A 20,360-nucleotide genomic window follows, 5' to 3' on the forward strand; every position below is an offset into this window, starting at 1 on the left:
CTATTAACGGGAGATGCTAACCCAATAAATGACCGATTGTACGGTTAAATGGTGGTGCAGCGGGCACCGCTCTAATAAAGCAATGTTGAAATTGCATTATTTTACAGGTTTTATTAGAAATCCATCATCAATTGACATTGCTAAAAATAAAAGCTAATTTTGAGTAATCAACATGAACTAAGCCATCAGGATGAACGTAACGCATGTCAGACAATTGTTTACCCAACTTTATGAGGAAAATTGGGGCAAGCTGTATGTGCATGTATTCCGCATGTTGGACGACCAAGACGAGGCCCGTGATATTGTGCAGGAAATTTTTACGAATCTCTGGGATCGCATGGAGCGTCTGGAAATCGTACACTCGTATCAGGCTTATCTTTATCGCTCGGCCCGTAACCTGGTCATTAACCGCATTGCCAGCCAGGATGTGGGTCGGAAATATGAGGCTTACCTGGAGCACGCAGCTCCAACATTTGAAGTGATGCCCGACGATCTGTTGCGGGAAAAAGAATTAGCGGAGCAAATTGATCAAGCGATTGAAAAGCTGCCCCGCAAAATGGCTTTGATCTTCAAAAAAAGCCGTTTCGAGCAACGGAGTTATCGGGAGATCGCTGCAGAACTTGAGATCTCTGAGCAAACAGTCAAAAAGCAGATTTACAATGCGTTGACGGTTTTGAGAAAAAAAATACGAACTATTTTCATTTTTTTCTACCACTAAACGCGCACTATCCTGTCTTCTAAACGGTAAACAGGATAGCACCTATGAAACAACGCATATCAAAACAATTACTGCAAAAGTACCAGCAGGGCACGTGCAGCGCTGAGGAAATTGCACTTGTCGAAAGTTGGTACAATCAGCTTAGCAAGACTAATAACGAAAAGGATATCCCGGAGCTTGACCTGGCTGCCGAAGACCGCCATTTCCAACAGCATATTTTTGGTCCGGCATTGCAGGCTAATCGCCAGCGCAGCGCTTATTTGAAAGTGGCAGCCAGTATGGTGTTCTTTTTGATGGCAGGCGCGGCGCTATACTTCTTTTCTGGACGCCAGCAATCGCCACAGCCTTTGCCTTTTAGTGTCGGTCAATTCCAAGCCGATCTGCTGATCGGTAATGAAGTGGTGAGCCTGGACGAAAAAAAGCAGTTTAGCCCTGCATTAATGCCTCAGCGTCAACGGGATAAGGTCGCGGTGAGAACCAAAAAAGGACAGGAATTCAAGATGGAACTTCCCGATGGTACCACCGTGTGGCTAAATGCCGACAGTAAGCTGGAAATAGGACCGGGATATGGCGTCAACGAGCGTTCGGTATTCCTGACGGGTGAAGCTTATTTTAAAGTGGCAAAAAATAAAGCCAAACCTTTTATTGTTCATGTCGGCAACACCAGCATTGAAGCCTTGGGAACCGCTTTCAACGTGAAGTTATACGAAAACGATAGCCAGCTCTTGACCACGCAGCTCGACGAGGGGAAAATACGGGTTAGCAATGCGGGGCTTCAGGAGATTCTGCTACCGGGACAGTCGATCGAACTGAATGTGCTGAACGGTGCCTTCCAGCGAAAGCAGGAAAATACCCAACTGAATGCGGCCAATTGGAAAGATGGTTACTTTGAATTTGACCAGACACCGCTTCCCGAGATTTTGGCCGATCTGGCGCGTTGGTACAATTTCACCTATAGCCTGGCGCCCGTCTATAAAAATAAAGTCCTTAGCGGAAAAATCAGCAAAAAAGAATCCTTTGCCGAAGTGCTTAAAATATTACGCTTCGCCGGCATAAACTATACCATTGACAAGGACCGACTCCTACTTATTCCCTAACCGAATACAAAACAAACGAATTTTCAATCTAAATACCCTATGAAACAGTCCGTAAAAACACTGCTATTGATGCTGATGCATGTCAATGGCTATGCCTTTAGCCAGCAGGGAGACAAGGCATCTGACCATGTTCAATTTAAACAGCTTGTCAAAGCCATTGAGCAGCGCAGCGATTATCGCTTTGTGTATGATCCCCATGAAATTAACCCCGATCTGCCTTTCGATGTCAATTTAAACAATGCCAATATCCCCGAGCTACTTAAACAGGCATTCTCGGCTAAGGGCATCCGCTATCAAATCGTCAAAAACACCATCGTGCTCCAGGGGAAGGGGGTAGCAAAGGCGCTGCAGATGACCGTCTCCGGTCGGGTCAGCAATGCTGCCGGTGCAGCCCTTGAAGGGGTTAGTGTTCGGGTTAAAAACAAGGTAGCCAGTACTATGACCGATGCCAACGGTCGTTTTAGTTTAAATGGCCTGCAGCAGGATGATATCTTACTTTTGAGTTATGTAGGCTACCGCAGCAAGGAAGTCACAGTGCCGGCCAAGGGTATTATCGACATCAGTCTCGAGGTAGATCCCGGTAACTTGGATGAGGTGGTGGTTATCGGTTACGGGACGTCTTCGATACGCAAAAATACGGGTTCGGTATCTAGCGTCACTAGCCGGGAGATCGAAACACAACCGGTACTAGACCCCTTGGCGGCCTTGCAGGGGCGCGTTGCCGGACTCAATATTGCTTCCAATTCGGGCTTGCCGGGCAGCTCTTTTCAGGTGCAGCTCCGGGGTGTCAATTCTTTAAGCAATGGCAGTAGCCCCCTTTACATCATCGACGGTATTCCATTTTCGGACGAAAGCATGAATCAGTTTACAGCGGCCAATGGGAACCAAAGCCCGCTCAGTCTGATCAATCCCAAGGATATTGAACGCATCGATGTGCTTAAAGATGCCGATGCGACAGCCATCTATGGCTCCCGGGGTGGGAATGGAGTTATCCTGATCACAACAAAAAAAGGAAATAAGGGCGGACTTAAAATAGATTTTAATGCCAATGTGGGTTCCGGTAAGGCCATCCGCAACCTGAAGATGCTCCATACCGAGCAATATTTGGAAATCCGGAAAGAAGGCTTTAAAAACGATAACTGGACAGCGACAGCAGATAATGCACCGGATCTGCTCACTTGGGATCAGTCCGCCTACAGCGACTGGCAAAAGGAGTTTTATGGTGCATCGGCCCCTTTCTCAACCTATCAGCTGTCATTTTCCGGAGGAAACGAAAATACCCAATACCTGGCCAGTGGCAATTTCAATCGTCAGGGGGATCCCTTGCCCGGCAATAAAAATTATCAGCGTGGTGGTGCGTTGTTGAACTTGTCTACGCAATCCAAAGATCAGCGATTTAAACTCAACAGTAGTTTCAACCTCAACCTGGACCGTAACAATACCGTACCGACAGATATAGCACAGTTTTATAACCTGGCGCCCAATTATCCTTTATATGATGAAAAGGGCGGCTATTATTGGTTCCAACAGAGTTTACAGAATCCCGCCGCCTATATGGAGCGCTCGAGTGTTTCGAAATCAAAATCCCTACTGGCCAACTTTTCTGCCGAATATGCGATATTACCTGAGCTGGTCGCAAAAGTCAATGTGGGCTACAACCTCAAAAGCATGGACCAGACGCGCTTGCTGCCCAATGCGGGATTTAATCCATTGACGAGCACGGGTTCCATGGCCTCTTACGGCAATTCGGATTATCAGTCCTATATCGTTGAGCCACAAATAAATTACAGCAAAACCTTTGGTAAACATGATTTTAAACTGCTTTTGGGGGGGACCTGGCAGCAAAGGGTCAGCGAAGGGAAGTACTTCGATGGCAGCAGTTATCCGAGTGATTCGCAGCTAAACAATATCGGCGCTGCAGGTATCCTTGTGAACCGCAACAATCAGTATGCCGATTACCGTTACCAGTCTGCATTTGGCAGGATCAATTATGCCTATGCCGACAAATATCTGTTAAATTTCAGCTACCGAAGGGATGGCTCTTCCCGCTTTGGGCCCAACAATAAGTACGGTAATTTTGGGTCGATCGGGGCAGCCTGGATTTTCAGCAGCGAAGAATTTCTCCAGGATCAGTCTATCGTGAGCTTCGGGAAGCTTCGTGCGAGTTGGGGAGTGACGGGCAACGACCAGATCGGCGATTACCAGTACCTGGATACCTGGGGCACAGGCTTTGCCTACCAAGGCATCACGGGGCTTTATCCAACACGGGTGTTTAATCCCAATTTTGGATGGGAAGAAATTAAAAAGAAAGAACTGGGGCTCGACCTGGGTTTTTTCAGGGACCGTATTTTCCTAACGGTCAATTATTACAACAATAGATCGGATAATCAGCTGATCAATATCGTGCTCGCACCGCAGACGGGCTATAATTCGTATTTTGGTAATACCCCCGCACTGATTGAAAATAAAGGCTTGGAGTTAGAGCTGAGCAGTGTGAATATCCAGAAGGAAAAGTTCAGCTGGAAAACCAATTTCAATATCACTTTCCCTTCCAATACGCTGCTGGAATATCCCGGGCTGGCGAGTAGCAGTGATGCGAGGCGATACATCATTGGCGAGTCCACACGTATCGTCCGCGGATTTCAGTTTACGGGAGTGGATTCGCAAACCGGGGTTGCCCAATTCCGGGATGTGGATGGTGATGGGAAAATCAGTGATTTCAATGATTATGTAACCTTGGGCTCGCTGCTGCCCAAGTACTATGGTGGTATCGGCAACAATCTAAGTTATGGCAATGTGAGCCTTGGATTCTTATTTCAGTTTGTCAAACAGGAGGGACCATCCATTGGATATGGCCCACAGGCAACGACCATTGGCGGATTGGGCAACCTGGATGAATATGTGTTAAACCGTTGGCAGCAGCCCGGAGATGTGACAGATGTACCACGCGCCACAGCCAATAGCGCCAACGAAGCTAACCTGGCTTACCGCAATTACTACCGCTATTCTTCGGCCGTATGGGACGATGCTTCTTTTATCCGCCTAAAAAATGTATCGCTCAGTTACGATATCTCCAAATGGGCAAAGAAGATCAATATGAGCCGCGCTGTGGTACAGTTCAATGCCCAGAACCTCTTTACCTGGACAAGCTTCAGAGGTATGGATCCCGAGATGCCTGGTTTTGACCGCACTTATGTTTCGGATGTCAATCCGTTTGGTTCGGTGCGGAACAGCGCCACACCATCCATGCGTACCTATACCTTTGCGGTTCAGCTCACTTTTTAATGATCATAACACTAAAGACTTATACCATGAACAAATATATCATCTACAGCCTTTTTGCGACACCACTGCTTAACATCTCCTGCAATAAATTTCTGGCCGTGGACCCACCCAAGACGGAAGTGGCAGCAGCGTCGGCTTTCAGTGACGAAAAGACGGCCACAGCAACCGTGGGCGGACTCTATACCAGTATGAACAACTACAATAACCAGTTTGCCAGTGGACTGATGACTATTTTACTGTCCAGCCTGGCCGACGATTATAACTCAGCCTTTACAAGCTACGATGAATACAAATTCAATAAACTGAGCCCGGCAACCTCTTACCTTGATCGACTCTGGTCGCAACCTTATAGCTATATCAATCACAGCAATAAGATTATCGAGGGCGTTGAAGCCTCGGCGCTCAGCAGTACGGTAAAGGCACAGCTATCGGCCGAGGCCCGTTTTACGCGGGTATTCAATTACTTTTACCTGAGTAACCTCTTCAATAAAGTGCCCTTGATCACCGATACCAAGGATCTGGAAGCCAACAACCGAAAAGGTCCTGCCTCCAGGGAAGAGCTTTACGCGTTTATGGTAGACGATCTGCAGAAAGCTGCTGTGGATATTGCGGATGCCTATCAGGGCAATGAGCGTACCCGCCCTAATAGAAAAGCAGTTGACGCGCTATTGGCCAGGGTATATCTGTATCATGCCGACTGGGCCAATGCCGAAGCGATGGCCGACAAAGTCATTGCTGATAATCGGTATGAACTGTCGCGGGACCTCAATACAGTTTTTTTGAAAACGAGCAAAGAAGCGATCTGGCAACTGCAGACGGTAAATCTTTCCACTGCCGGGGTCAACACCTGGGAAGGCTTCAGCATCGTTCCGGCAGTAGCTACAGCAAGGAGTTACTATCAGGTGTATGATGCCACGGTAGCGGCCTATGAGGAGAACGATTTACGTAAAGCGATGTGGTTAAAGCCTTATGTGGTAAGTAATAAGACGCTTTATATGCCGTATAAGTATAAGGTGCGCACAGGTGCACCTGTGACCGAATACAATACCGTGCTACGCCTTGCCGAACAGTACTTGATCCGTGCTGAAGCGCGGCTCAATCAAAATAAGTTGCAGGCAGCACTAGAGGATATCAATAAGATCCGTGAACGTGCCGGCCTCGCTGCGCTGCCACAAACGATGGACAAGGCGGGCATTGCCCTGGCGCTCGAAAAGGAGCGTCAGCTAGAACTGCTCGGGGAATGGGGCCACCGTTGGTTTGATCTGGTGCGCACAAACAGGGCCCTGCCTGTACTTTCAAAGGTCAAAACAGACTTTAGCGAAAGCGATACCAAAATACCGATCGCCAGTACTATTTTAATCACCAATGCTAACCTCCAACAGAATGATTAAGCTATTCAAATACGCATTGCTGCTGTGTCTGCTAGAAGTAAACCTGCTGTTGCAGGCACAAGTGAGTATTTTGCCGCACAAAGCAACGGCCGGTGATACCGTGACCATCAGCTTTGATCCAAGTAAATCTGCTGCTTCCCAGACGGAGGGGCCCTATTTCGTGGATTTCAACTATTCAAATTTTTACGAATTTCCGAGCCGCATGCCCATGCAACAAGAGGGTGGAATCTGGCGGGTGCGTTTTAAACTGCCTGCCTACGCCAACTTTTCCTGCTTTACGATCGCCGACAGAGAAAAGAAATTTGTACAGCGGGCAAGCGATAGCAGTCAATATGAGATCTACGTCTATAAGCAGGGGAAACTGATCGCCGGCAATTACCTTGGGAAATCCTACAGTGTACCGGTTCAGGATAAAACCTCAGATCATATCTTAGCTACCCAGGAACATTATCTCAAAAAAGAGCTGAGTCTGTATCCCGACAATTACGAGGCACAGCTCCGACTGATTGTGCTACAGATGAAAAACGCTGGTCCGGCCCAGCAGGAGCGGCTGTTGCAAAAGGGCTTGGCGGTGGTGGAACAAAAATTTAGAAGCAATCCGCTCTTTGAAGGGAACCTCAACAAGGTTACGATGGGCTATCTGATACTCGGGCAGAACCAAAAAGTGGATTCAATCCGTCAGGTTGTGATCAACGAGTTTCCCAACAAGAAGATCGGGATATCTTACCGGCTTAATCAGCTGTTCCGTGAGCAAGACTCCGCCAAGGTCGTGGCGCAGATAGGGCAGCTTCTTTCCCGCAAGACGGCCGAAAACGAGGCGGCTTATGGCAGCGCATACGACTATCTTTTTAGCTACTATGTACGGCATGGCGACAGCATAGAGGCCAAGAAATACCTGCCGCTGATTACACGTTGGGAGCAGGATCCCTATAAATGGCGTGCATACAATCAGTATGTGCAGCTGCTCTTAGATCATAAGCTGATGCTGCAGGAGGCATCCAAACTCAATCTATATCTACTCGACAGTGTTGCGGCCTATCCGGTAAGTTTAATACGCTATTTCCCCGAAACGGGCTATCTGGTGGCCCACGATCCCAGCAAGGCGGATAAGCTTACTGCGGTAAAAGCAGAAATTATGGCCAATCAGGGACTTATCCTTGCGCAGTTAAACCAGCCCGTAGCGGCCCGTGACTGGTTTACTAAAAGTATCCCTACACTCAAATCGGCAGCATTGCTCCGCGCAGTGGCCATGCAGTATCAGCAGTGGAATGATCCAAACAGTGCAATACCCGCTTGGAGGCAGCCTATCGTTATGCTCCTTTTGATGCGACGACGCGTGAACTTCTCGACAAAGCGATCATCAAAAACGGAATGGACAATGCTGCCGCACGGCAGGCTTATTTTAGCAAGCTTGACAAGCAATGGAAACAAGGGTATTACCAAGAGTTTCAAAAGATCATCGGCAGTACGCCATTTCCAGAAGATGCCAGTATCCTTGATATGGACAGGAAACCTTTGCACAAAGCAGATCTAAAGGACAAGATTGTCATCATTGATTTTTGGGCCACTTGGTGCAAGCCCTGCATCGCCTCATTTCCCTATTTGCATCAGGTATACAAAAAATATGCGGATGATCCGCAGGTGAAGTTCGTTGTACTCAATTCGGGCAGTGGAAACAGCTGGGACGATGCCTACAAATGGGCAAAGGCCAATCCTGAATTTGACTTTCCATTTTATTACAATCAGGATAAAAAGCTCAGTAGCAAGCTGGATATCACATCCATTCCGACAACATTGATCCTGGACAAAAAGGGGGACATCCGCTTTCGAAAGGTGGGATTTGAAGGAGAGAAGCTACTGCAGAGCCTCGATGCCATGATCGAATACCTCAAAGAATTGGAGGAATAAATAGATGAAGTTGAAGCAAGCGAATTACTAGACTGCTCACATAACTTATAAACGCGTAAAGATCATGATGCACGGAATGTATAAAGCGCCAAAACGATAGGAACTTTTGGCGGTTATTTTTTAGCGATCTATTTGGGTGTAAGATTTGAAAGTACATTATTCACTGTGTATTGCTTTTGTTACACTTAGTGTGTTTTTTGTATAAAAAATAATTTCAGTATTTATACGTTTTTTTTGCTTTTAAAATACTGTTGACGGTATTATTTTGCGGCATTTAACAATTTATTAATTCAAAAATCCTTCAATTGGTATTTAGTTTGATGTAAATTAGATACATACGGTCATGGAGAGACCGCAATATTTATTTTAAACTTAAAACCAAAAGTTATGGCTTTCAAAGCAAGACTTCAGTTTTCAGGCAACGAATATGACGTGCTGAATGCTGACTACTCCTTCACCCGCGACGTCGATTCAAAGGGACGTCCTTCATCTTCAGTTTATGGTGGTACAATCAATGTCGAAGTAGAATCTACAGAAGATACTTCCGTCATCGAAGCTATGGTCAACAACCAATATAAGCCTATTGCCGGTACATTGCTGATCAAAAAACCAGACGAAGATGCCAAAATGAAAGAAATCAGATTTGAAGATGGTTACATTATTCGCTACGAGGAAGGAATCAACATAGTAGGATCGCATGCAATGACCTACAAATTTGTGATTTCTGCGCGCTCCATCAGCATTGGTGAAGCGACAAGCGAACAAGACTGGCCAAAAGCGTAACCCTTACAAACATCCGGAGGTGTATTGATAAGGCACGCTTAGGTAAGTAAAATTAAATTTTAAACCATTAAAAATTACGATTATGTCATTTAAAACAAGATTAACATTAGGAAGTAAGGAATACGATGTGATCCAGTGCAGGTTTTCCCTGCACCGTGATGTGGACTCTAAAGGGCGTCCGTCATCGTCTGTATATGGCGGTACAATTACGGTTGAGGTCGAATCGACCGAAGATACCTCGGTCATTGAAGCGATGGTAAACAATCAGTATAAAACTGTAAACGGCAAGATCACGTTTAAAAAGAGTGAGGAAGATGCGACTATGAAAGAACTCAAATTTCAGGACGCCTATATCATCCAATACAATGAAGGAATTTCGGTCACCAACGATAAACCCATGACACTATCCCTGGTATTGTCATCGCGGGTGCTGGAAATGCAAAATGCATCACTGGAAAATGATTGGCCTAAGGCTTAAAAGCTGAAATAGACCATGAAATTTGGAAAGACGGTCTATCGCAGGAAAGACCGTCTTTTTTGTAAACTCTATGAACAGCTAATTTATGTATTTTGATAAGCCAAAATTATTGATTGAGATGCATATTGACGGAAAGGAAGTGTCGCATTTCCTTTCGTTCAATATTCGTCAGCGTTTTAATGCCCACCACGAGTTTGAACTCCGAATAGAGCACGGTAAACTCGGTATTCCGGGGTTGATTAATTTACAGGATAGCCGCGCTTATGTAGGGCGTACACTGGCGATTTCTTTTGGCTACGCGCAGGGAAACATGCAAAATTTTTCGGGCATCATTACCGAGGTCTCCTTGACGCAAAACCATGGTTACCAAGGGGTGTTGCAAATTAAAGGCTATAGTCCTACCATATTGATCGATCGTGGCAAAGACCTGGGGTCTTATTATGGAAAATCGCTCGGCGATATTGTCAAGCTGGCAACCCAGGATGTCGTACAGAACGATCTACATATGCAAGTTAACCCGAGTCGATCTGAACCGATTGATTACCTGATCCAGTACCGTGAAAGCGATTTTGAATTTCTCAACCGCCTATCTGCAGAGTACCTCGAATGGTTTTACTACGATGGTGAGCGCCTTCATTTTGGCAAACCATCGGACTTACCCACTGGAAAGGTGACCTATGGACGAGAGGTGAGCCGGCTTGATTATGGTATACAGATCCGCCCTGTAAACCACCGACGCTTTAGCTATTTGCCGCAGCATGACCAGTTGTTGGAAAGTACGAGCAACGTCAAATCGGATGGTCATCCGGATCAGGTTTTTGCCATGCAGCGGGCTTCCGAAACCTTTAGTAAAGTGTTTAGTCAACCCCTGGACATCCGTGTGGATACACAGGGTGAACTGCAGCGTATCGTGCAACATCAGGAAGAGGCCAATGTAGGGCAGCTGCTCCAGGTGTCGTGCGACAGTGATTCACCGGCTATCCGTCTTGGGGCGCAGATAGAAATTGAGACAAGCCTGCGTCAGGACCTGAGCTTTGTAACCGATACCCTCGGTAAATTCCTGATTACCGAAGTGGAACACCACTTTGATGATGTGGGCCGCTATACCAATCGGTTTAATGGCATTTTAGCGAGTACAGAACGTATACCGGTGCGCGAATATATACGGCCGCAGCCAGATATGCAGATGGCAGATGTCGTGGACAACAACGACCCCAGTGGTCAGGGAAGGATACGGGTGCGTTTCAAGTGGCAGTGTGCTAATAATGACGAAACAGAATGGTTGCGCATCATCACCCCAAATGCAGGTACGGGTGACCGGGGTGTCAATAGGGGGTTCCTTTCGATACCCGAAATTGGTGATCACGTCATCGTGGCTTTTGAAGAGGGCAGCGTAGCGCGGCCCGTGGTAATGGGGAGCTTATACAACCAGAGCACGGCCGATAGTACACCGCAGATTCAGAACCACCTTAAGAGCATCACTACGCGGTCGGGTCATCTGATTGAGTTTGACGATAGCCAGTCTACACAAGGTATTAAGATAACGGATATCAAAGGAAATATTGTTCATATCGATAGCCAGGGTAGCAATGTAACGATCACCGCACTGGAAAATATGACGTTGAACTGTAAAAATATGCAGATTAACGTCACTGAAAATATGGATGTACAGGTAGGTAAAGATCAAAGCACGTCTGTTGGCAACAACCAGACCGTTTCTGTGTCTAAAGATATCGCGACTACCGCAGGCAATAATTATTCGCTCACCGCTACCGGAGATATTAGTGAAGATTCGGACAATCGCACAGAAATTGCCAGCAAAGATTTTAATCGACAATCCGAAACATCAAACGAGCTGGCATCGGAAATGACGATCTTTAGCAATAAGGAAAACATGACCTTGCAGAGCGGAAAAACAATTGAGATAAACAGTGTCGAGAAATCTAAACTTTTTTAGCACATGCGTAAAAGGAACGACATAGATAAGATCTTTTTACTCCTGTTCATGCTGATGAGTATTATTTCGAGTTGTCAGGAATCAAAAATGAGCGAAAAAAAATACATATGGAGTGGGGCACTTGTTGCGCCCAAAGAATACCCGGTGGAAATATATGATGGGGCTTTGATTAGTGAAGATTATACCTACCGTTTTGGTCCGATCTATGGAATTATACAGCAAGGCTGGAGCGTACAGTCTAAGGGGATGGGATCGCCGGATGAGCCTGTAGCGCTTCCGGACGAACTGCAGATGACCTGGTATGCTATTCAGGAGGAAAAATTCTATACTGGAAAATGGAAGCTGGATAAGCAGCAGCTTACCACTATCTGGGAAGAAGGAGCGATAGACGTCCGCACACAAAAAAAAGATGATTTTAAAACTTTGATTGTTGGCCTTGCTCCAGAAGGGAGACTGGCTCTTTGGGCGGACGGGCAGCGGCAGGTATTGTTAGCCATGTTTCAGGCACATGACACCACCATAACACAGGAAACGGCACATGAGGATTTCGAACACTTCTTCAGGAAGGAATATCGCGACGCAGCCTATAAACCTCAAAAATTATATGGTGATGAACTGTATGCCACTTTGGAAGGCCAGGGTTGGCCAAAGCCACAGCTGTATATGGAATATAATAAAAAATATGCATGGAAATTTGCTGTAGAGGGCATTGAATTAGGCTCTAAAGATTATTTTTTTTATCAGTGCTTCAACGGCGAGCGGGATATGCTTTTGAATACAGATAGTGCCAATACGAATCTGCCGAAAGCGATTCCGGAGCATGTATATGTAAAATGGGCAGATGGGGATAAAAAGTATGGGGTGGCTGACGTAAAATTTAAGTATGAGATTGTCAAAAAAGCATTTGAGGAATTTGAGCCGACAGAAAAGATCGACTTGCTCTTTGAAATAGATCCTTCGGCCAATGTGCTGAATACCTATTTGCGCTCATCTTCCAAAAAGATAAAAATTGTGGGCTACGAGCCGGCATTGGTCCGGGTCGATAATTAGATCGTATGGCAAACGTTGAATTTAAGGAATATAATCCACCGCCAAGGAATACGCCTAAGCAATACAGCGTGACGATTGATATATTTTTTGATGGCACGAAAAATAACAAAAACAATACGGATGCGCGCCGGACGGGGCATAGTTCCTTTGCCAAATATGGAAAGTCAGACGATGAATCCAGCTACCAGAATGACTGGTCCAATGTAGCGCGGCTTTGGGAGAATTGTACCAATGCCAATAGGCTTTACATTGAGGGAATAGGAACCACCGACCGCCAAAAGGATTCGACTATGGGCTATGCGTTTGGTTCGGGTTTTACGGGTATCCGTTTTAAGGTGCGTAAAGGATGTGAACAATCTGCTGATATTATCAAAAGAGAGTTTGAGGCAAATGCGGGTAAAGTGCTTCGGCAGATTATTTTTAATGTGTACGGCTTTAGCCGCGGTGCGGCGGCAGCCCGCAATTTTGTCTATGAGATCGGAAAGGCAGCCTATAAGGGCCGAAAGGTAGAGGCCGAGGGAATAACGGCTTATTACGACGGTGATAATATGCCTGCCCGCGAGGAAATGCCTGCAGGAGGGCACCTTGGCTATGCCTTGAAGCTTAAAGGGATTAATTTAAACCCTGCTCATGTGATTGTTAATTTCCTCGGCATTTTTGATACGGTTGCTTCCTATTCTGAACTTCCGATACCGCGCTTTTCTAATGATATCGCAGAACTCAATCTCAATACGCTCGGAAAGGCACAACATGTGGTGCATTTTACGGCGCGCGATGAGATGCGGGAGAACTTCTCGCTTACGCGTACGCCGAAAGGAATTGAAAAGGATCTGCCAGGAGTGCACTCCGATATCGGTGGAAGCTACCTGAGTGGGCCAGAAATCAAACAGGAAATTGAGACGGCCATGTTAAGAGGTACATTGGAGCGACTGCGCGATAGATTGATTGCCGACGGTTGGTATAAGCCCGGTGAATTGACTATTACCGATGGCTGGTACTGGGCATTGCGGGGTGAGAAACGTATGGTTCACAAAGAATATAGCTTTATACCGCTCCATTTTATGGGACAGTTTGGTAAAGACAACAATGCCGCGTTGGACCGCGGCAAAATGGAGGCTAAATATTCGATCACCGGACATGCGGTACTGCAGAGCACAAAGTCCAAATTGAGTGCTTATGTCTTTAACGGCGCAGCTTATCCGTACGGTGGCAAACAGTTAACAAGTGCTAATTTGAATGAACTAAAAGTCCTGCGTTATGGTTATTTTCATCGATCGGCGCGTAGAGAGGGTATCGGAATGGATCCAAATAACAACTGGCAACGGGTGGAGTTAAAATAGAAACGTTACATCATTTTTTGAAATCCGGGACAGGAGGTAATATGGCAATTTTAAAACAAGCAACGAATATTAAAATAAATGTGCAAGCAAAATATAACTTACAGGTTACTGGGAAGGTACAGAAGCTTGCTGATAAGCTCAATGCGGAAGCGCGTGAAGGAAATTTGATATTGGCGAGTAATAAAAGGGTGCATGGTCGTGGAAACAAGGAGGGCGAAATATGACAAAGAGATTCAGTTTGTTGGTTGATGATGATTCCCAGGGCGTTGGTTACCAATCGCCTTTGCTGGAAGCTAATAATGAGCAGAACAGTATTCCAATATTGAAGCAAATCAAATTCCAGCAACTGAACCTACAATGGCCGATCAATAGTTGGCGAAAATATGGCGTGCAAATAGATTTCTCGGAGGGAGATGAAAAAAACGAAATTAAATTTGAAACGGTAATTACGCGTTTGGATGACCATTCTACGGGCGATCGTGTTGTTGAGATCAACCGTTCTGAGGATATATGGATCAATGAGAAGGAACCCGATTTGGTGATGGACAAATTGGCACACGAAACCGGAAAGGTGATTTACCCACTTCAGCTAAGGGTGAACGCTCTTGGGGAAGCGATAGCTATAGAAAATCACTCAGCGATAGTTAAACGCTGGACAGAGACGAAAAAGAATCTATCGAGTTATTTTGAAGGTGAATTTTTTGACAAATATATTTTCAAAACTGAAGCTGTCTTATTCGATCTCGACCGTTTTACTTTTGCTGTGCTCTATCGGGACTGGTTTATGCAAAGCTATTTTCTTCCGATTTTTAAAAACTATGGCGAAGATAAAACGCGGCGGGATTATTTGAAATTTCCGTTGCCTGCAAGTTTCGCAAATCCGGGATTTTTTACCCAACAGACTATTGTCGGACACACAACCGATCAAGGAGCAATTGAGTTAATCCACCAGGGCGAGCTAAAAGAAGACGAAGGTTTAACAATTCAGAAATATAAAGGTAATTATGAAGCACTAATCAGATTGAACCCTTTTCACAATCATATAGTGGCTTACAAAGGGCAGTGGAACATTAGAGAGCATGATAAAGATATAGCTGTAGGAATAAAATATTTTGAATTGGACAATCCAGCTCTTTTTTCAAAAAATAATTGGACTATAGCAAATCAATCTCAGGCTGCGGAACCTGAAAAAGAAAGACAAGGGAGTTTTTTAAAGAAATTATTTGATTAACTATGGCAGAAAAACATGTAGTCGTACAGGGTGCCGAATGTATGTGTAAATTCGGTACCAGCCCTGATAAATTAAAAGTATTGAAGAATTCCAAGGAATTTGTAAACGATAAAAATGCCACAAAAAAGAGTATCGCGAGTACGGTAGATCTAGGTGCCACGTTTGAAAAGAATATGTTTGGATCTTGTTCCAAGCTGAATAACAAACCTTGCAATGCAGTGGTATCCGAATGGTCCAATTATTACCAAGATATTATTTTAAAAAATGGAGGAAAGATACTTTTGGAAGATTCCAAAGGGGCTTGCCCTATAGGTGGAAAAGACTGTATATCCATTGTGCAACATGGACAGAAGGCTGAACCGTCTGATGAGAACAAAAAAAATGCAAACGAGAATGTACAGAGCCAGTTAAATCCAATGGAGATACCTGATGAGCTTTCTACAACAAGTCAAGAAGAGGTTATTGATGCTTAATTCGTATTTATGGCAAAGAAAGGTGTAAAGAGAATTGATGTACTCCCCGGAACTCCGCTAATAAGCAAGAACAGTTCGGTCATTGTGATACCCGCCGCTACAGCTATCAAGTTTCAGGTAGCAGAATGGTTTCCGGGAACATCTGAAGCCGAAAAAAAAGGTGAAGTATTCTGGATCAGGCAATCGGAAAATAGAGGTGTGGATTATTTTAAGCAAAAGAAAAAATTCAACGACTATAGTTTATCAATTCCAAAGAGCTTGGCGGGGGGTACGCGGTTTTATTTGGAAGCGAGTTTAACCGGCTTCAAAGATAAGGAAATTACTGGGGTATTTGTTCGCGCTTACGCGCCCTATCGCGTGGTGAAATCCTATTGGAAAGAAAACACACCGAGCAACAATCTACAGATTCATAATGGCAATCCCACACAATTCAACCGTCCGCTACTGCTCAATCTTGTTATGGAAGGTGTCAATGATTATGAATGTATCGTGGAGATTTATAATTGTGAGGCAAACCTGTTTTCAGCCACCGATGATCAGCTCGTAGGTACCTACACACGAACTGTAAAAAATGGCGAGTTAAATCTGGAGATTGCTGCTTCGGAAACCATGCGATGGAAAACAAAAATGGGATTTAAGAAACCCAAAGAACGCTTTTACATTATGATCAGGGTTAAAGGGCAGAAGGGATATATCAAAGATACCACACCTAAAGAAGATATACGGCATGCAGTACATCTGTATATTCTCAACCAGGTCGGCGTTTGGCTAGAACCCGTGATGCCAAAGACCAATAAAGTTGTCACAGTAAATGAGAATGAAGCCAAGCCGCAGAAGAATGACCACTGTAAATTTCAGACAATCAGCGTTCATGATCGCGAAAAGGTGACGATTTTATTTAACGAGAAAGACCCGAAGACTTTCGCTGTAGCGGAAAAGAATTATCGCTTTTCATTTGATCTTTTTTACGGCACGGATCAGTATGAAGTGCCGCAGGAGTCAAAAGCTATATTGAATAATATTGTAAAATTCTTAAAAAATAATCCCCAGATATCTGCGAAGGTTGAGTCCTTTGCAGATATACGTAATACCCATGAATATAATCAAAACTTAACCGATAAGCGTGCTAACCGCATCTTGAGCTACCTGTATACCAATGGAGTAAGCAATCGTTTGACAGTAGGTTCGTATGGTGAATCAAAAGCCAAACAGTTCCAGTATTTGACGAATGAAGACCGCCCGATACATAAAATTAACCGTAAGACGGCGATTTCCTTTGATCTGAAAAATCTCAAACGTATTTTTTATAATACTATTCTCCCTAATATGGAGCAGCAGACCGATCTGTCTATTTATATAAAAGGCTTCGATACGGCGGGATGCTTATTTAAGGGCGATAAAAAGCATGATAAGAATAAAGCCAAATACCTTGAATTAGTCAACGTCAATCAAAGCCGCGAAGCGGTTAAGGATATCAGTATTTCAGGTGAAAAGCTGAATATAAAAGTGTTTTCGTTTGAAGCAGGTATGTTTCCTACTCAGATCGCATTGACTCCAAATCGGTATGAATTACGCATCAATTCCTGTGCTTATTTTCCAGACAAATCGCAGACTACTGTTGTCGTAAATGCATTTACGGACGCGGTATGGATTATACACGCAGTATATGATTATACCGGGAAATATCCTTTGAACTGCCGCGGGACTGCAGTGGATACGCCGATTGTTCGTGGTGTAGCGGGGTTGATGGAAAAGGCACAGCCGTATATCGATCTCTATCTTAAGGTGCTGGCGTATTTTCCAATGATGGGGCCCCTGCATGGTGAACTTTTGAAATTGGTGATCGAGTACTTTAAGTCCGAGGCTGAGATGTACGGTTTAGGCTATGGAAAAAAATGGAATTTTAGCGGAGGTAAATTTGGGAAAGAAGAAAGCTATGCGCAAGGTAATCAGGATCTGGTTGAAAAAGGGATATTGACGCTCACCATTTTGGTTATGATTGTCGAAATCATTATAGCGGTATTGACAATGGGAGAATCTGCAGCGACAAAACTTCCAAAGCTTAAAAAATTGGCTAAGGGAATTAAGAAGGTGCAAGATGCCGGAAAGAAAGTTACCGACCTCGGATTTGATTTTATATTTCCGAAAGTTGCATTTACCTATGGCTCATACCTCGAAAAAGTGAACAAAATTGTTCATTTTGTCACACAGTTTAATATCAAAGCAGACCCTGTGATCGGAATAAAGTTTGCTAAGAAATTGGAATTAAAAGATTTATTGGCAAACTCCTTTATACAAAATGATAAAGATCTCGCCGATTCTTTAGAAAAAGAAAAAATAAATCGCGATGATTTGTTAAAAGATAATTTGAAAAAAACTGCTCGAAATAAATTAGCTGGTAAACTAACGGATGGTATAGGTGAAGGATTTCAGACATTATTAGATAGGGCAGGTGTAGACGCTAAAATCAGTATTTTCTTTTCAGGAGAAATTAAACAGGAATACCAGCTAAAAGTGTCCGCACCTGCTAGCTACGAGCAATATGATGGCAAGGTCGAGGTGAAAAATCAGCTCGTTTCTGGTTTTAATAACAGTGCCGGTAAGTCGATCGGTGAATCTTCCATTAAAATGAAAGGCGAATTAGAAGCAAAAGGTAGAGTTTACTTGGTCGGCTGCGTACCTATAGATCCTTTTTCTGCCCAGCGTTATTTTGGGAATTTCGCTACCCGTATCGATGCTTTTCTTTCTGCAAGTATGGAATCTCATTTTAATCATACACGCACTTGGAGTGCAGGCGATCGCGAGGGGCTTTATTACCAAGATACGATTTATTTTTCGGGTATTAAAGGCAGTGTGCAGTTGGGTGTGGATTCCAATCGTGGAGATGATGACACATGGGATGTTGCCAATAAAAAGGCTAATCTCATCAATACTGAATTTAATTTGTTTGGTGAACACACATTTAAAATGCCAAAAATTCAATTTTTATAACATGAAGAACTTGTTTATATTAATCCTCCTTGTGACTTTGTCATGCCAAAATACAGTTAATAATATGATTACAGCACCCATAACCGAATCCAATCCAACGGTGATTACGGCTGATAATGCCCTGTCCGTAAAAGAAAAATTGATTAAACATTTTCCGAAAGAACCTTTATACTATGTCTACATGGATCATGAGCAGTGTTTTTTCGAGATATTGGTCAATGATATTCCGGCATTTCGTTATTTTCAGGATGGTGGGATTATGTCTCCTGTGATTTTAAACAATTATATCGCTAAATCGGGCAAGCAGAAAATCACTTATCGCCTTTACCCACAGACGTCACGCGAAAATGGGGAAGGATTTGAGACTTTAACACCTTATACCCGATTTAATTTAACACTTTATTCTCGGGATAACGCAGATACCCTGACGAGTTTTGATAAACGTATGAAAATATTGGAACAGCCCAATCTAAAAAAGGATGACGGCAAAACTTTTATTGGAGCAGGTTTACCATTTTACGAATACACCTTAGAATTTGATGCCAACGTACCGTACGAACAATCGCCATCGCTCGAAACAGCTGTTGACTTAAAATCTATGGATAAAGAACTATTGGAAAAGAAGACCGTGGAGGCCTACCGCTATTTGGGAAAATTAATAAGCGATAAAAACAAGGATCAGTACTTTTCACTGGTGTTCAATAGTGATATGCGGCAATTACAGTCAGAGTACTATACATCCGAGCATTTGAAAGAAAATGGTAATGATGATTTATTTTATTTTAATACTCCATCTTTTAAGATCGAGCCATTAGCGGATTATGCGATGAAAATCTATGGAAATGGAAAGCTTGTATGTTTGGAGCATACTTCAATGGATACAAGACTTCAGGGAAGGTCTTCCATCTGGGGAAAATATAATGCGGAAGAGGGTGGGGTACGTGTGCGCTTTCTGCGGATATTACTTTACCTACCGAAAGGAAAAGATACATTTGAAATTTGGTAAAGAAAATAGGTAGGCATAATGGTTATGATAATGAATCACAATAATGCAACTATGAAAATAAATTTATTAATGCTATTATGTGTTATTGGTGTTACATCATGTAATTCTCAAAACAGAAATGATTTATTGTCCATGCATTTTGATCAACCTATAACTGTATTGATCGGCGAACATAAATTAGAACAGTTCCAAGATCCGAATTATGGGATTTATACCTATAAAACAGATCAATTGGATGGTTTTAAAATTGCAGACATAGATCTTTCAACCTATAAATATCCAAATGGGCCAGTAGCAGATTTTAATAGAATACAAATATATGTAGACAGTCGGACGTCCAAGAAATACTTAGGCTTCAGGTATACAACAGTAAGACAGGATGAGATTCAGGAATTGATTGCCTCTCTTAAAAAAAATTATCCTGAATTTGAACAAAGAAAAGATTCTGCAGGTGACGTTTATCTGTGGGACTTAAAGTCACTGAATGCCTGGTTGTTTTACTATCCGAATCATTCTGTTGATGGTAATGGTAAAGATTTCCTGAATTCAAATTTCCTGTATGTGAAGAAAGGGACTCGTCTGGACGACTCAAAAGACAGTTCAATCCCTACGATTTGGCAACAGATAGATGGCTTATATCCTAAAGATTAGG

General features: G+C 43.8%; 17 protein-coding genes. All 17 read left to right on the forward strand.

All coding sequences use genetic code 11. The features are described 5' to 3' along the window. The first annotated feature begins 190 nt into the window (after positions 1-190). Positions 191-718 (forward strand): RNA polymerase sigma-70 factor, encoded by a 528-nt coding sequence (locus VXM68_RS14615; RefSeq protein ID WP_294186594.1) that lies wholly within the window; start codon positions 191-193, stop codon positions 716-718. A 44-nt stretch (positions 719-762) separates the two neighbouring features. After that, positions 763-1,815: a FecR family protein gene (locus VXM68_RS14620; protein WP_367209169.1), complete on the forward strand. Its 1,053-nt coding sequence runs from the start codon at positions 763-765 to the stop codon at positions 1,813-1,815. Positions 1,816-1,854: 39 nt separating this feature from the next. Beyond that, positions 1,855-5,100 (forward strand): TonB-dependent receptor, encoded by a 3,246-nt coding sequence (locus tag VXM68_RS14625; RefSeq protein WP_367209170.1) that lies wholly within the window; start codon positions 1,855-1,857, stop codon positions 5,098-5,100. A 26-nt stretch (positions 5,101-5,126) separates the two neighbouring features. Beyond that, the gene (locus tag VXM68_RS14630; protein WP_367209172.1) at positions 5,127-6,491 is read left to right on the forward strand and encodes a RagB/SusD family nutrient uptake outer membrane protein; all 1,365 of its coding nucleotides are present in this window, start codon (positions 5,127-5,129) and stop codon (positions 6,489-6,491) included. After that, complete coding sequence (locus tag VXM68_RS14635) at positions 6,484-8,025, forward strand: hypothetical protein (RefSeq protein WP_367209173.1); 1,542 nt, start codon at positions 6,484-6,486, stop codon at positions 8,023-8,025. Before VXM68_RS14630 ends, VXM68_RS14635 begins: the two co-directional genes overlap by 8 nt. Continuing rightward, positions 7,992-8,399, forward strand: a complete 408-nt coding sequence (locus VXM68_RS14640) for a TlpA family protein disulfide reductase (protein ID WP_367209174.1) — start codon at positions 7,992-7,994, stop codon at positions 8,397-8,399. Before VXM68_RS14635 ends, VXM68_RS14640 begins: the two co-directional genes overlap by 34 nt. 387 nt (positions 8,400-8,786) lie before the next feature. Next, positions 8,787-9,182, forward strand: coding sequence for a type VI secretion system tube protein TssD (gene tssD, locus VXM68_RS14645; protein WP_120257239.1), 396 nt, complete (start codon positions 8,787-8,789; stop codon positions 9,180-9,182). Between the two features lie 82 nt (positions 9,183-9,264). Then, positions 9,265-9,660 carry a type VI secretion system tube protein TssD gene (gene tssD, locus VXM68_RS14650; RefSeq protein ID WP_209579760.1) on the forward strand — a complete coding sequence of 132 codons (396 nt, stop codon included), beginning with the start codon at positions 9,265-9,267 and terminating at the stop codon, positions 9,658-9,660. A gap of 85 nt (positions 9,661-9,745) precedes the next feature. Continuing rightward, positions 9,746-11,617, forward strand: a complete 1,872-nt coding sequence (locus tag VXM68_RS14655; RefSeq protein WP_294349510.1) for a phage baseplate assembly protein V — start codon at positions 9,746-9,748, stop codon at positions 11,615-11,617. Between the two features lie 3 nt (positions 11,618-11,620). Continuing rightward, a complete protein-coding gene (locus VXM68_RS14660; RefSeq protein WP_367209175.1) occupies positions 11,621-12,667 on the forward strand; it encodes a DUF2931 family protein in 1,047 nt (348 codons plus the stop codon). A 5-nt stretch (positions 12,668-12,672) separates the two neighbouring features. Beyond that, complete coding sequence (locus VXM68_RS14665) at positions 12,673-14,007, forward strand: DUF2235 domain-containing protein (protein WP_367209176.1); 1,335 nt, start codon at positions 12,673-12,675, stop codon at positions 14,005-14,007. Positions 14,008-14,048: 41 nt separating this feature from the next. Next, positions 14,049-14,231 (forward strand): hypothetical protein, encoded by a 183-nt coding sequence (locus tag VXM68_RS14670; RefSeq protein WP_293880470.1) that lies wholly within the window; start codon positions 14,049-14,051, stop codon positions 14,229-14,231. Further along, positions 14,228-15,238 carry a hypothetical protein gene (locus tag VXM68_RS14675; protein WP_367209177.1) on the forward strand — a complete coding sequence of 337 codons (1,011 nt, stop codon included), beginning with the start codon at positions 14,228-14,230 and terminating at the stop codon, positions 15,236-15,238. The genes VXM68_RS14670 and VXM68_RS14675 overlap by 4 nt, the downstream gene beginning before the upstream one ends. Before the next feature lie 2 nt (positions 15,239-15,240). Further along, positions 15,241-15,711 carry a DUF4280 domain-containing protein gene (locus VXM68_RS14680; protein WP_293880466.1) on the forward strand — a complete coding sequence of 157 codons (471 nt, stop codon included), beginning with the start codon at positions 15,241-15,243 and terminating at the stop codon, positions 15,709-15,711. A gap of 9 nt (positions 15,712-15,720) precedes the next feature. Next, complete coding sequence (locus tag VXM68_RS14685; RefSeq protein WP_312329371.1) at positions 15,721-18,702, forward strand: OmpA family protein; 2,982 nt, start codon at positions 15,721-15,723, stop codon at positions 18,700-18,702. A 64-nt stretch (positions 18,703-18,766) separates the two neighbouring features. After that, positions 18,767-19,708, forward strand: a complete 942-nt coding sequence (locus VXM68_RS14690) for a hypothetical protein (protein WP_307186650.1) — start codon at positions 18,767-18,769, stop codon at positions 19,706-19,708. A gap of 51 nt (positions 19,709-19,759) precedes the next feature. Continuing rightward, a complete protein-coding gene (locus tag VXM68_RS14695; protein ID WP_293952511.1) occupies positions 19,760-20,359 on the forward strand; it encodes a hypothetical protein in 600 nt (199 codons plus the stop codon). The last annotated feature ends 1 nt before the right edge of the window (position 20,360 follow it).

The sequence above is a fragment of the Sphingobacterium sp. R2 genome (assembly GCF_040760075.1).
GTDB lineage: Bacteria > Bacteroidota > Bacteroidia > Sphingobacteriales > Sphingobacteriaceae > Sphingobacterium.

Bases quoted from the DNA above. Each gene is read 5' to 3' on its own strand.
- VXM68_RS14655 (WP_294349510.1), top strand. From the start codon at position 9,746: ATGTATTTTGATAAGCCAAAATTATTGATTGAGATGCATATTGACGGA.
- VXM68_RS14615 (WP_294186594.1), top strand. From the start codon at position 191: ATGAACGTAACGCATGTCAGACAATTGTTTACCCAACTTTATGAGGAA.
- VXM68_RS14670 (WP_293880470.1), top strand. From the start codon at position 14,049: ATGGCAATTTTAAAACAAGCAACGAATATTAAAATAAATGTGCAAGCA.
- tssD (WP_120257239.1), top strand. From the start codon at position 8,787: ATGGCTTTCAAAGCAAGACTTCAGTTTTCAGGCAACGAATATGACGTG.
- VXM68_RS14640 (WP_367209174.1), top strand. From the start codon at position 7,992: ATGGACAGGAAACCTTTGCACAAAGCAGATCTAAAGGACAAGATTGTC.
- VXM68_RS14675 (WP_367209177.1), top strand. From the start codon at position 14,228: ATGACAAAGAGATTCAGTTTGTTGGTTGATGATGATTCCCAGGGCGTT.
- VXM68_RS14630 (WP_367209172.1), top strand. From the start codon at position 5,127: ATGAACAAATATATCATCTACAGCCTTTTTGCGACACCACTGCTTAAC.
- VXM68_RS14695 (WP_293952511.1), top strand. From the start codon at position 19,760: ATGAAAATAAATTTATTAATGCTATTATGTGTTATTGGTGTTACATCA.
- tssD (WP_209579760.1), top strand. From the start codon at position 9,265: ATGTCATTTAAAACAAGATTAACATTAGGAAGTAAGGAATACGATGTG.
- VXM68_RS14665 (WP_367209176.1), top strand. From the start codon at position 12,673: ATGGCAAACGTTGAATTTAAGGAATATAATCCACCGCCAAGGAATACG.
- VXM68_RS14685 (WP_312329371.1), top strand. From the start codon at position 15,721: ATGGCAAAGAAAGGTGTAAAGAGAATTGATGTACTCCCCGGAACTCCG.
- VXM68_RS14625 (WP_367209170.1), top strand. From the start codon at position 1,855: ATGAAACAGTCCGTAAAAACACTGCTATTGATGCTGATGCATGTCAAT.
- VXM68_RS14635 (WP_367209173.1), top strand. From the start codon at position 6,484: ATGATTAAGCTATTCAAATACGCATTGCTGCTGTGTCTGCTAGAAGTA.
- VXM68_RS14660 (WP_367209175.1), top strand. From the start codon at position 11,621: ATGCGTAAAAGGAACGACATAGATAAGATCTTTTTACTCCTGTTCATG.
- VXM68_RS14680 (WP_293880466.1), top strand. From the start codon at position 15,241: ATGGCAGAAAAACATGTAGTCGTACAGGGTGCCGAATGTATGTGTAAA.
- VXM68_RS14690 (WP_307186650.1), top strand. From the start codon at position 18,767: ATGATTACAGCACCCATAACCGAATCCAATCCAACGGTGATTACGGCT.
- VXM68_RS14620 (WP_367209169.1), top strand. From the start codon at position 763: ATGAAACAACGCATATCAAAACAATTACTGCAAAAGTACCAGCAGGGC.